Source organism: Dysgonomonas termitidis (assembly GCF_042654545.1).
Lineage (GTDB): Bacteria > Bacteroidota > Bacteroidia > Bacteroidales > Dysgonomonadaceae > Dysgonomonas > Dysgonomonas termitidis.
Genome location: NZ_JBHSGN010000093.1, coordinates 1 through 12914 on the forward strand (window position 1 = coordinate 1; position 12914 = coordinate 12914).

Here is a 12914-nt window from a genome sequence, read left to right on the forward strand (position 1 = left end):
AAAGTGAAGAACGGAAAATGAAAATTGAGCAGGCAGACAAACAGGATAAAGCACAGGAACAGCCGCCTGTTGTGGAACCGCCTGCCGCTCCGGTAGAAAAACCTAAGCCGAATCTTTACCCGTTTCTGCCACCGGGATATACATCGAGAACGGATTGAGTTGAAAGTTGAAAAGCAGTGAGTCGAAAATATGGAAATAGTGCAAAAGTTGTCAAGTTTGTCAAGTTTTAACAGGGAGTAAGTTTCAAATAAATAAGTATTGGGTTACTTATGCTATAACTACAGCTAGCGGCTAAAAACCAATTACGATATATAGTAAATTAAACAGACAGCCAACGGAGATTATACCCATATATAAAAAGAATGCGAATTATAACAATATTTAAATCAATTAAATAGAGAACTTTTATTGTATGATAGATTTTATAAATTAAATTTGTTAAATTTGCAACGACAAATTATAGATTTTAATAATAACAATACATTTATATGCACAATTGGTTTGAATGTAAGGTAAGTTACGAAAAAATGCTGGAAAACGGTATGCAGAAAAAAGTTACCGAACCTTATCTAGTCGATGCCATGTCTTTTACTGAGGCAGAAGCACGTATTATAGAAGAAATAAAGCCTTATATAACAGGGGAATTTACTATCACGGATATTAAGCGGGCTAAATTGTCGGAATTGTTTTTCAATGACAATGGTGACCGTTTTTTTAAAGCCAAAGTTATGTTTATCTCTCTGGATGAAAAAAGTGGCACGGAGAAAAAAACAGCAGTGAACATGCTGGCCCAGGCTTCGGATCTGAAAGAGGCATTGAAAGTTGTGGAAAAAGGGATGGAAGGCACTTTGGCCGATTATGCCATAGCCTCTCTGAGCGAAACCATGATAATGGATGTATTCCCTTATTCTGAAGATCAGAAGAAGAAAGTAATTCTTGTCTAAAAAATACCGAATGGGCATTTCCGAAAATATACATAGTATAAAAGGCCGCTTGCCGGCAAATGTAAAACTGGTGGCAGTATCTAAATTTCACCCTGTGGATGCTATCAGGGTGGCGTATAATGCCGGTCAGCATATTTTCGGAGAAAGCCGGATGCAGGAAATAAGCCAAAAGCATTCCTTGCTGCCTCAGGATATAGAATGGCATTTCATAGGGCATTTACAGACGAATAAAGTAAAGTCGATTATACCTTATACACATACAATACACAGTGTTGACAGTTGGAAATTGCTTGCCGAAATAGAGAAGTCCGCAGCCCGTATAGGAAAAAGGATTTGTTGTTTGCTGGAGATCCATATAGCGCAAGAAGATGCCAAGTACGGATTTACTTTTGACGAGTGCCGCAGTTTCCTGTCTGCAAACCAGTGGAAAGACTGTAAATTTGCTTATCTTGGAGGAGTAATGGGTATGGCTTCCAACGTCGAAGAGGAATCGCAGGTCAGAAAAGAATTTAAAAGTCTGAAACTATTCTTCGATGAAATAAAAAATGACTATTTTGCAGAGGATGATTGCTTCTCTGAAATATCAATGGGTATGTCGGGAGACTATATGATAGCAGTCGAAGAGGGGTCTACAATGATACGGGTAGGCTCGTCTATTTTTGGAGAACGCGAATATTAACACAAAATATAAAGAAAATGAATATACAGCAACTGGAATATATTATAGCAGTGGATAATCACCGCCACTTTGCTAAAGCAGCAGAGTCTTCATTTGTTACCCAGCCTACGCTGAGTATGATGATTCAGAAGTTGGAAGATGAGTTGGGTGTAAAGATATTCGACCGCAGCCAACTGCCGGTTCAGCCTACGGTAATAGGCACGCAAATCATCAATCAGGCCAGGGTGATCGTTTCGCAGGTGAAGCAGATCAAAGAAATTATCCAGGAAGAGAAAGGCGTGGTGCAGGGTGTATTCAAACTGGGTATTATCCCTACCATTGCTCCATATCTGTTGCCAAAACTGATGCAGGTGCACGACCAGAATGGTTATGACATTGTGTTGGTAATAGAAGAAACCACTACGGCTCAGATAATCGAAAAGCTGCTCAATGGTGCCTTGGATGGCGCTATACTGGCTACTCCGCTTAAAAACGAAAAGATCACGGAGCATCCGATTTATTATGAACGGTTCTATGCTTATGTTTCGCCTCGTGAAACATCATTGTATGCAAAGAAAGAACTGGAGGAGGAAGATTTGAATATCAACCGCCTGTGGCTGCTCGAAGAAGTACATTGTTTCCGCGGTCAGATATTGCGTATATGTAATATGCGCAAACGTAAGAGCTCTCATTCACTCTTCTCATACGAAGCGGGAAGCATCAGCACCCTGATCAATATCGTGGATAATAACAGCGGGCTGACTATAATCCCTGAAATGGCCATAGAGGAACTGAACGAAAAGCAAAGACGTAATGTACGCCCGTTAAAAGGGGTGTCGCCTGTTCGTGAGGTGAGTCTTGTTACCCGTAAGGAATTTTTACGCGAACGGGTACTCGACATTATTATCTCCGAGATAAAACAGTCTGTACCTCAGCCGTTATTGAACCTTGAACTGAAAAAGTTTGTAGTGGATATCTAAGATTTTCTGTAAAAGTATGATCGGATAACAAAAAATATTATCTTTGTATCCGAATTGGGGGATTAGCTCATCTGGCTAGAGCGCAACGCTGGCAGTGTTGAGGTGATCGGTTCGAGTCCGATATTCTCCACAGAAGATTAAGTCCCTGCATTGGAAAATGTGGGGATTTTTTCAATGTTTATTTCCAAAAAGAATAACTCTTTATAAAAGAATTATCAAAGTCGGATAATAAGCCTACGACTAAACCGACTCCTCCATCACAGATAATTTCGAAATTATTTTTTTTATCTGAAACTTTAAAACTAGTAGTCCATTCATCTTTTTTCTGTTTCGTTAAAACTATGTCAGCGTTATTGAAATCTAAATTGCCTGAAAAGGACTCGCATGATACACAATTGATACATAATACAGTTTCCAAATTTTCTTTTTCTAATTTTAATAGAAATTTTCGGTGAGATAGGCTGTATGCAAATGCCTGAAAATCCGCACCTTTATATTTTTCAAGATATAAATCAGTTTCTTTCGCCGAGATATAATTAATCATATAAGGTCTTTTTTAATTGTCTATAAATTGATCTAACCAATTATCCCTTTCTTCAACAACTCCTAAATATTTATGATATCTAAATCCTGAGGTTTTTTCATTTGCAGATTGTTCTGCCAATATAGCATACTTTTTAGCTTGTTCTAAATTTTCATTTTGTTTATTTATTATCGATAAAAATGAATAAACTTTATATTTCTCAATAGGAAAAGCTAAATCTGATAATTTTGACTTTAATATATTTTCAACAGTATTGTATAAATTTATTTGACCTGTTTTTATTATTAATTCAGAATAATTTAAATATGCCTTTGTTATGACATTCGGAAAAATTTTCTCGAAATCAAGAGCCTGTTTATAATAATCGATTGCCTTAGTAAAGTGTTTATGAAACTTGTAAATGTCTCCTAAAGCATAGAAGGAAAGCCCCCTATCGAGTTTATTCTCAGGATAATCTTTCAAAATCTTATTGAGGAGCATTTCAGCTACTTTCAACAGATTTTCTTGTTGCGTCTCTATGAATGTTATAGCTTGAATTCTTAGATATTGAGCCCTATTATACTCTCTTGCCCTTCCAAGCCTCTGGAAGAAATCTTCTTCATCTTCTCTTGTCCATGTTGTTTTTCTATACCAATCAGACATATTCATTACAAAATTAAAATCTTCTGCAAAGTTAAGAATCTTCTCATAAAACCCTCACAAAAAGAATTTGATACTTTATCCCTACCAGCTTTCTACTATGATAAATAATACCCCTGCGCATTCATTTCGCTTATCTGGAGGTATTTATAATTCTCCTCATCCAATAAGTAATCCCAACATCCTAAATGGTGGAACAGTTCCCCGCCAAATCCTGTTTTAAACTGATATAGCCCGTACATTGGATGTGACCTGTCCGGGCCGGGGGAGACTCCAAACATGTCATACTCCCTACAGTCATTCGCCTTAGCTATCCTTACAGCTTCCCATTGTAAGGCATAAGCCGGCATATAGTTCCGTTTACGTGAAGAGGAAGCCCCGTAGAGATAGGTCCCCCGGTGTCCCGACATCACCAGAAATATAGCAGCCAAGGGCTCACCTTCATGTTCGGCTATTAGTAACTCTACATGAGCGGGTGAAGATGTATCATCTGCACGGGCTGTAAGGACAGACACAAAATACTCGATATCATTTATGAAAAGCCCGTTACGTAATGCCGTTTCTTTGTATAGTTCGTACCAGATGGATATTTTATCCATGCCGGCCCGGCAGACACGTACACCTTTCTTTTCGGCTAACCGTATATTATAGCGGGTCTTAGGTTTCATCTGCATCAATATATCTTCTTCGGAAAGAGATAAGTCCAAAAAAACCGTTGTAGAAGGCAGGATATCAGAATTACTCTTACGGAGATTCCACTCTATTGTATTATAATTTAAATTGAATTCCTGAAACTTCTTGTCCGGAGGCCCCGTCCACAAGCCCGCTTCGTCAAAATAACTATCATCGCACCAATGCGACTGCCAGTTGAGGTCGTAACGGATAGCGATGCAACTCTTCGGTAAATATGAACGCATAACTTCCGATAATTCTTCCAGAAAACGTCCCTGATACTCCTCAGAGGGCTCTATTTCGGGGCCATAAGGCACATATGCTATGCTGTATTGCGAACCGAGGGGCTTTTGCAAGACCAGCAAGTCTGCGTCGGTATAGGAATGTCCTCCTACATTGGTATATATATCGCGGTTCTTTACTTTAAAATCAAAGGCTTTGGTCCCCAATCCCTGATGAGCTTTTACTTCCGACCAAAAGGCAGTTTGCTGTACAATGGGCGTATTGTTAATATCCCGTGTAGCTTTTTCTGATATATCGATAGTCATAATTTTACAAAATAGCCGCAAAGATAGCCAATATAAAAAGGATAAACAATCTAAGTATCGGTATCTTCCTGTATTTAACGATTAGTGAACCACTACTTTGTGAACTCCCTAAAAGTAATACCTGCTTGGCTTCGCCGATTTTACCTTGCTTACTCTTTGGTGATTGATAATCCAATTCGAATTTTTACGAACCTGTATCTCGAGCCTTATTGCTTGTAACTTTAAACATCATTTCAAAGAACTAACCGTTTTATATTATAGATAAATGATTTGGAATTTGATAATAATATCAATCCGGAGTGCTTGTTTATTTTGTTATAGGACTAAATTCTTGAGAGACAAATCAAAGAAAGATCAACCTTCAAAATGAGATTTTGTGTGTCCCATTTTAAACTGATCAAAATATTCTGTATCTTTGCCGCATGACAAAAACTTTTAAAGCGGATTTGGTGTAATAAACAATCTGTGTTTCTGATACAGATTGTCCTTTCGTTTACTCTCGGATAACTCCTTTCGAGGGTATTTTCCTGTTATTATAATTTTAGTTTTTTACCTGTGTACAGAGGTGAAAGCATTGCTATGCTTCTCTGTGTATGCACAATATATTAAAACAATGAGTAACGAAAATATTACAACTATTCACGAATTCGATTTTAATTTAATCTGTGAATTCTTTTTAAATACAGAACGACAAGGGCCCGGAAGTCCGGGGATAACCCTTAAAGCATTGAGTTTTATAGATAACCTTACCGACACATCGCTTATTGCCGACGTCGGCTGCGGAACAGGTGGCCAGACCATGGTGTTAGCCGGACATGCACCGGGGCATATTACCGGTTTCGATCTTTTCCCGGCATTTATTGACAGGTTTAATTATAATGCCGGAAAGCTGGGTCTTCAGGATAGAGTGAAAGGTATTGTCCGTTCGATGGACGATCTTCCTTTTCAAAATGAAGAGCTAGACCTGATCTGGTGTGAAGGAGCAATTTATAACATCGGTTTTGAACGGGGACTGAACGAATGGCGTAAATTTCTGAAAGCAGGAGGATATATTGCCGTTTCGGAAGGCTCATGGTTTACGGAGAAACGTCCGGCGGAAATTGAGAATTACTGTATGCCTCATTTTCCGGAGATGGATACTATTTCTAATAAAATAGCCCGTATACAGGAAGCGGGGTATGTACCCGTCGCTACATTTATTCTGCCTGAGACTTGCTGGACAGAGCATTATTTTACGCCATTGATTAAGGCTCAGGAGATGTTTCTTGATAAATATGCAGGAAATAAGATCGCCGGAGAATTTGTTGAATTCCAACGTTACGATGCGGAAATATACCGCAAGTATAAAGAATTCTACGGCTATGTATTCTACATCGCGAAAAAGATATGACAATGATTAATTTGAATAATTATGGTTGGAACGATAAGTTAAACCAATTAAAACAGGAATCAATACATAAAGTCTTGTCTCACGGACGAGTAGCAGTTGTACATCGTACATGCTACGAAATTATTACCGAAAGCGGACTACTGCAATGTGAGCTAACGGGAAATATGATGTATGGGAAATCGGACTTTGAATTGCCTTCTGTGGGTGATTGGGTTGTTTTTCAACCATTTGATGAAAGTAAAGGAATTATCGTGGATTTACTGCCGCGCGAACGGATGTTGTATCGCAAGAAAAGTGGAGCAGTTGCAGAGAAACAGGCTATTGCTTCTTATGTAGATAAGGCATTTATTGTGCAAAGCCTTGATGATAATTTCAATGTCCGCAGAGCCGAACGTTTTGTGGTTCAGATATTGGAAGCGGATATCAAACCTGTATTGGTACTCAATAAAGCCGATTTGGGCTTTGACAGACAGGAAATAGATAAAGCAATCAAACATATTGCCCGCCAGATGCCGGTGTTCATAACAAGTGTACATCATCCCAAAACGATTCGCCAGTTACAGGAATCCATATCGGAAGGTGAAACAGTAGTGTTTGTAGGTTCTTCGGGTGTCGGCAAAAGTTCTCTGGTGAATGCCCTCTGTGGGAAGCCGGAATTACTTACATCCGGTATCAGCTTGTCCACGGGAAAAGGACGGCATACTTCGACCCGCCGGGAAATGGTATTGATGGACGGTTCAGGTGTTTTAATTGATACCCCGGGTGTCCGGGAATTTGGATTGGCTGTTGATAATCCCGGCTCACTCGCGGAAATGCTCGAAATTTCCGACTATGCGGCATTATGCCGTTTCAAGGATTGTGCACATATAAGGGAACCCGGTTGCGCGGTACTGGAAGCAGTGGATAATGGCATATTAGACTATAAAGTTTATGAAAGCTATTTGAAACTCCGGCGCGAAGCGTGGCACTTCTCGGTATCGGAGCATGAAAAACGTAAAAGGGATAAATCCTTTTCAAAACTCGTAGAGGAAGTGAAGAAACTCAAATCGGATTTCTAACCTCTATTTAAGTAATGCGGGTATTCCTTATTGGAATACCCGCATTTTTTATCTGCAAAATGAGATATAAAAAAGCCGGGGCTTATAATCTGCCACTAACCGCTTTTTACTACATTTCTTACTTAAAAGTTCCATTTCAATGGTTCGAAGTATGCCTGAGGATGTAAACATGCCGGGCAGGTCTTAGGAGCCATTTTGCTCTTGATAACGAATCCGCAATTGCGGCATTGCCAGTCGATAGCCTCTTCACGGGTAAATACACCGTTGCTTTCCACGCGTGCAAGAAGAGCTTTATAACGGTCTTCATGGATGTTTTCTACTTTAGCTATCATGCGGTACATTACGGCTATTTCTTTGAAGCCTTCCTTTTCTGCTATTTCAGCAAATGCAGGGTAATCGACAGCCCACTCTTCATGTTCTCCGGCTGCAGCTTCTATCAGGTTTTCGGCAGTTGTTCCTATCTTTCCGGCGGGATACATTGCGGTGATCTCTACCATACCGCCTTCCAAGAACTTAAACATACGTTTTGCATGTTCCTTTTCCTGATCTGCTGTTTCAAGAAATATAGCCGCAATTTGTTCCAGTCCTTCTTTTTTCGCCTGGCTGGCAAACATTGTGTAACGCATTCTGGCTTGAGATTCTCCCGCAAATGATTTTAACAGGCACTTTTCGGTCTCTGTACCTTTGATACTTTTTTCCATAACTTTTTGATAGTTTAAATTGATAGTTTTTACAAAATTAATAATTATTATCAATCAAAAGAAATGAAACCAAATCATTTTGTAACTTTGCGCTCTTAAAAATGTGTAATCAATAACCTGTTTCGAATAAGTAAATTAGACGCATTCTAAACTAGTTTGGCCTATATTTTGATAAACGGTTATTTATTAGTATCTTGTATGTTTGCGAGCCGATTACTAATGTAAGTTAATAGTGTTTTTTGTTTTGATATGAAAAAAGATCTTCTCAAAGATTTCACGCCCCAGTTATTTATTTCACTGAAGACGTACGATAAAGGAAAATTCATAAATGACCTCATGGCAGGTCTTATTGTTGGTATTGTTGCCCTACCTCTGGCTCTGGCATTTGGTATTGCGTCGGGTGTAACTCCTGAACAAGGTATAATCACGGCTATTATTGCCGGGTTTGTCATCTCCTTTCTGGGAGGCAGCCGCGTGCAGATAGGAGGGCCGACGGGCGCTTTTATCGTTATTGTCTATGGAGTGGTACAGACGCACGGAATAAAGGGATTACTCATAGCTACTATTATCGCGGGAGTCATTCTGGTTTTACTGGGTATTTTCAAACTGGGGAAGATAATCAAGTTCATCCCTTACCCTATCATAGTCGGTTTTACCAGTGGTATTGCCGTCACCATTTTTACGACGCAGATTGCCGATATCTTCGGACTCAACTTCGGCGGGGAGAAAGCTCCCGGGGATTTTATCGGTAAATGGATTATATACATTAAGCACTTCGATACCATCAACTGGTGGAACACAGCAGTAAGTATAGGCAGTATCCTGATTATTGTACTTACGCCACGCATTGTAAAGAAGGTACCGGGTTCACTTGTAGCCATTATCCTCGTTACGGCCATCGTCTATTTCATGAAAACGTATTTCGGTATCAATGCTATAGATACTATTGGCGACCGCTTCAGAATAAATGCGGAGTTGCCCGATGCTGCTATCCCTGATATTAATATGGCGGCGATAACCGATTTGCTTCCTGTAGCTATAACGATTGCCTTGCTCGGCGCTATTGAATCGCTATTGTCGGCTACAGTGGCCGACGGTGTGATAGGTGGGGAGAAGCATAATTCCAATACGGAACTGATAGCACAAGGAGTGGCAAATATCATTACTCCTTTGTTTGGAGGTATTCCGGCTACGGGAGCCATTGCCCGCACCATGACGAATATCAATAACGGGGGACGGACACCGGTGGCGGGTATAATCCATGCCGTTGTCTTATTGCTTATTTTACTCCTGTTGATGCCTCTGGCCCAATATATACCGATGGCCTGCCTTGCCGGAGTATTGGTCATTGTGTCATATAATATGAGTGAATGGCGTACATTCAAAGCTCTTCTGAGAAACCAGAAATCGGATGTCGCCGTATTGCTTATCACATTTTTCCTGACGGTAATATTCGACCTGACCATTGCTATCGAAGTGGGTTTATTACTGGCTGTGGTACTCTTTATGAGACGGATCAACGAGGTAACTCATGTTTCTGTGATAAAGAACGAACTGGATTTAACGGATGAAAGCGAATTTACCCAGGATGAAGAGATACTCACCTTGCCCGACGGCGTAGAGGTCTATGAGATCGACGGTCCTTTCTTCTTCGGCATTGCCAACAAGTTTGAGGAAAGCATGCGTGTAATTGGAGATAAATCGAAGATACGCATTATACGGATGCGCAAAGTTCCGTTTATCGATTCCACAGGGCTGCATAACCTGGAAAGCCTCTGTCAGAAGTCAATGAAGGATGGCATACAGGTTATTTTGTCGGGCGTAAGGCCGAAAGTACACGCCATGATAGAGACTTCAGGCATACCAGCTATGATAGGAGAGGTGAATATATGCGATAACATTAATATTGCAATAGCCCGTGCGAACGTGATTCTCAGTGAGGCGGCGGGGTAGAGGGCTGTCTATATCCCTCTTATCATTTCATACTGCATTCCTGTAATCCCTATATTCTTTGATTTCAGAAACGCTGTAATGGAACTACAGGAAATATCTGTATTTATAACCTTTACAGCATCGTTCTTATTTAGCCCGGTCATTTCCCTGAGTAACAGCGATGCTACTCCTTTCCGTCTGTATTGCTTATCAACCGATATCTGGGTGATATCTCCCGAAATGGGTTCGAATACGCAATATCCGGCCAATTTATTTTCGATAAATGCGCCCAGGCTCACAAAATCCTCGGTTACTCTGCTGATGGACCCAAAGCTATTTTGCCATGATGGATAAAAGTCCCAAAAATTCGGAAGGAAGTTAAAATCCCCGATATTGATTTGTTTTATCGAACAGGATATGCCGGAGGTTTTTATTTCATTATTGATCTTCTCATTACTTTGTCTGAAATAATTGAACTCCCGGCTTATTTCGAACCCTGTATTTTTATAAACAGACACAGCATTTGTATTATGTTGTAACACTTCGAGCAAATATTGTTTGATATTCTGTTCTCTCAGGTAAGGAATCGAGTATTCAAAGATTTTTGTAGCCAAACCCTTTCCCCTGTATGCTTTCAATGTACCTGTACCTGTATCGTAGGCTGTTGCAATCCCGTTGAAATTTCCTGTTCCATTAAGCGTAAAAGCTACGATTTCATTTCCTTCAAATGCAGCAAAAGACAAACTGGGATTGAAACCGCGCCTTTTTATCATGGTTTGGAGTTGTTCCTTGTCCAGTTGGATTTCATAATCGGCAAAAGCCTGATTAAAAGCCCGGAATATTGTATCAAAGTCTGTTTCAATAAGGGATTTTATTTCCATTTCGCCATCTCTTTATTATTTCACTTCTAATATAGTTGATTTTTCTCACTTTAGTGAAAACTATTTATTTCTATCTGGATAACCGCATCACATATTTCCGGGAATCTGAAACTTGACAAACTTGACACTTTTCAGTGAACAGTAAACAGTCATCAACCCGTAACTTGTAACTGCCCGAAGGGCGCAGTAACCTGTAACTATTTCAAAAAAGTAACAAACGTAACGGATTTTTCCACCTTTGTGCCCTTTGTGATTTCTTTTTGTGTACTTAATGATTAAAAACTCCTTACCACAAAGGGCACAAAGGTCTACACAAAGGACACTGTCTGAAAATCTGACAAACCTGACACAAACTAACGACTTTTTCTTATTTTTCTCCTGTCGACTTTTTACTTATTACTTAAAACTTTTCAAAGAGCGATAAGCTAACAGCTAAAGATTATCAGCTATATACATAGATAAAGTATTTCCAAAAAGATGAAATAAAAGAAAGAGGATATTCCCCGGTGGAAATATCCTCTTTCATAAATAAGAATGTTATCAGATTGTTGTTACTCGATACCTCCTCCAAGTGCTCTGTAAAGATTTACAGATGCCTGCAGTTGTTCAAGTTTATCGCTTACCTGTCCAAGTTGTGCCTGTAGCAAACTTTGTTCAGCTTGTAATACTTCTGTATAATTGGCTTCACCGGCTTTCAGTAACTGCTGGGTATCACCTACGGCAAGGGAAAGAGCATCTACTTGTTTAGCACGGTCCTCATTCTTGCGGAGTGAGGTTTCGTATGTAAACATAATGTTCGATACTTCCTGACTTGCGGTCAATACTGTTTGTTCGAAAGTAAGTAATGCTTCTTCCTGTTGAGCCTTTGCTATCTTATATTGCCCTCTCAGCTGATTACCGGCAAATATAGGCTGGGTAAGCCCTCCTACGATATTAGCCAGAATGTTTGTCGGTTTAAAGAACTGCGAAAGCGTATTGGATGCAAATCCAACAGTAGAAGTGCCTAATGTCAAAGACGGATACAGAGAGCGCTGAGCTACATTTCTCATTTCGAATGCATATCTGAATCCCATTTCGGCTTGCAATACATCCGGGCGTTTTGCCAGCATCTGTGCAGGGATACCTGCTTGTAGTCCGGCAGGAACCGCCTGGTTGTCGATGGACGTCCTTGTAATGGGTCCCGGTTTGCGTCCTAATAACAGGCTAAGTGAATTCTCCAGCTGATTGATTTGCATTTGCAGATCCGGTACGCTGACCTGTGTACTGTAGAGCAAAGCCTCACTTTGCTTTACACCGGCACGATTGAGGAGCCCGGCCTGCATCATGGCCTGCATTGTTGCAGTACTTTCCTTTAGCAATTCAATAGTTTCCAATGTAATCTTCAACTGCTCGTCGAGTGCCAGCAGCGAGTAATAGGTGGTAGCTATATTGGCAACCAGGGATGTCTGAATTAGATTACGGTAAGCATGCGTGCTAACGAGGTTGGCATACTGGGCTTTTGTTTTGCTGTTCAGTTTACCCCAGATGTCAGCTTCCCATTGTACTACAAAGCCTAAACCCCATTGGTCGCCGCCATTATATCCGAGTACCCTTTCCTTGCCATTGCTGATACTTTTTTGAGTATGTGTAACCTGAGCACCTAAAGCAACAGTAGGGAAATATGCCGATTTGGCGATATATAGTCCGGCTTCGGCCTGTTGGATGCGGTTATATGCCAGGCGCAGGTCATAGTTGTTGGTAAGGCCTTCATCTATCAATGCCTGAAGAGCCGGGTCGCTGAAATATTCCCGCCAGGGTATATTTGCTATAGTAGTAGTATCCGTTGGATTTTCATCTCTGAACATCCCTGAAGCATCTACTTCCGGAGATTTATATTTGTTGGAATTCAAAACTCCGCAGGATGTGAATCCCATTGAGAGTATTACTCCCAACAGAACCGCACCTTTTATTTGTTTACTTATCATAAT

At 40.3% G+C, this 12914-nt stretch carries 12 protein-coding genes and 1 tRNA gene; 7 read left to right on the plus strand and 6 right to left on the minus strand.

What is annotated here, in order from left to right:
* Positions 1 to 488 precede the first annotated feature (488 nt).
* The 4 genes from ACFO6W_RS15700 (at position 489) to ACFO6W_RS15715 (ending at position 2712) form a co-directional block, all read left to right on the plus strand.
* Positions 489 to 944 (plus strand): DUF4494 domain-containing protein, encoded by a 456-nt coding sequence (locus tag ACFO6W_RS15700; protein ID WP_379998107.1) that lies wholly within the window; start codon positions 489 to 491, stop codon positions 942 to 944.
* A 10-nt stretch (positions 945 to 954) separates the two neighbouring features.
* Positions 955 to 1623, plus strand: a complete 669-nt coding sequence (locus ACFO6W_RS15705; RefSeq protein ID WP_379998109.1) for a YggS family pyridoxal phosphate-dependent enzyme — start codon at positions 955 to 957, stop codon at positions 1621 to 1623.
* 17 nt (positions 1624 to 1640) lie between these two features.
* The gene (locus ACFO6W_RS15710) at positions 1641 to 2582 is read left to right on the plus strand and encodes a hydrogen peroxide-inducible genes activator (protein WP_379998111.1); all 942 of its coding nucleotides are present in this window, start codon (positions 1641 to 1643) and stop codon (positions 2580 to 2582) included.
* 56 nt (positions 2583 to 2638) lie between these two features.
* Positions 2639 to 2712: transfer RNA gene (locus ACFO6W_RS15715), tRNA-Ala, on the plus strand.
* Positions 2713 to 2760: 48 nt separating this feature from the next.
* On the opposite strand, the gene ACFO6W_RS15720 is transcribed toward ACFO6W_RS15715, so the two are convergent.
* From ACFO6W_RS15720 to ACFO6W_RS15730, 3 genes are all read right to left on the minus strand, one after another.
* Positions 2761 to 3126, minus strand: a complete 366-nt coding sequence (locus ACFO6W_RS15720) for a hypothetical protein (protein WP_379998113.1) — start codon at positions 3124 to 3126, stop codon at positions 2761 to 2763.
* Positions 3127 to 3138: 12 nt separating this feature from the next.
* A complete protein-coding gene (locus ACFO6W_RS15725) occupies positions 3139 to 3768 on the minus strand; it encodes a hypothetical protein (protein ID WP_379998115.1) in 630 nt (209 codons plus the stop codon).
* 95 nt (positions 3769 to 3863) lie between these two features.
* Positions 3864 to 4985 carry a lipid II:glycine glycyltransferase FemX gene (locus ACFO6W_RS15730; RefSeq protein WP_379998117.1) on the minus strand — a complete coding sequence of 374 codons (1122 nt, stop codon included), beginning with the start codon at positions 4983 to 4985 and terminating at the stop codon, positions 3864 to 3866.
* Positions 4986 to 5598: 613 nt separating this feature from the next.
* Between ACFO6W_RS15730 and ACFO6W_RS15735 the strand changes: the two genes are divergently transcribed.
* Both ACFO6W_RS15735 and rsgA read left to right on the plus strand, forming a co-directional pair.
* Positions 5599 to 6375, plus strand: coding sequence for a class I SAM-dependent methyltransferase (locus ACFO6W_RS15735; RefSeq protein WP_379998118.1), 777 nt, complete (start codon positions 5599 to 5601; stop codon positions 6373 to 6375).
* A 2-nt stretch (positions 6376 to 6377) separates the two neighbouring features.
* Entirely contained in the window at positions 6378 to 7433 is a 1056-nt protein-coding gene (rsgA, locus tag ACFO6W_RS15740) for a ribosome small subunit-dependent GTPase A (RefSeq protein WP_379998120.1), read from the plus strand.
* 122 nt (positions 7434 to 7555) lie between these two features.
* Here rsgA and rbr read toward each other — a convergent pair whose 3' ends face one another.
* The gene (gene rbr / locus ACFO6W_RS15745; protein WP_379998122.1) at positions 7556 to 8134 is read right to left on the minus strand and encodes a rubrerythrin; all 579 of its coding nucleotides are present in this window, start codon (positions 8132 to 8134) and stop codon (positions 7556 to 7558) included.
* Between the two features lie 249 nt (positions 8135 to 8383).
* On the opposite strand from rbr, the gene ACFO6W_RS15750 reads away from it, so the two are divergent.
* Positions 8384 to 10087: a SulP family inorganic anion transporter gene (locus tag ACFO6W_RS15750; RefSeq protein ID WP_379998124.1), complete on the plus strand. Its 1704-nt coding sequence runs from the start codon at positions 8384 to 8386 to the stop codon at positions 10085 to 10087.
* Between the two features lie 8 nt (positions 10088 to 10095).
* Here the strand turns inward: ACFO6W_RS15750 and ACFO6W_RS15755 are convergent, their stop codons facing one another.
* A complete protein-coding gene (locus tag ACFO6W_RS15755; protein WP_379998126.1) occupies positions 10096 to 10947 on the minus strand; it encodes a GNAT family N-acetyltransferase in 852 nt (283 codons plus the stop codon).
* Positions 10948 to 11498: 551 nt separating this feature from the next.
* Positions 11499 to 12911, minus strand: a complete 1413-nt coding sequence (locus ACFO6W_RS15760) for an efflux transporter outer membrane subunit (RefSeq protein WP_379998128.1) — start codon at positions 12909 to 12911, stop codon at positions 11499 to 11501.
* Positions 12912 to 12914 lie beyond the last annotated feature (3 nt).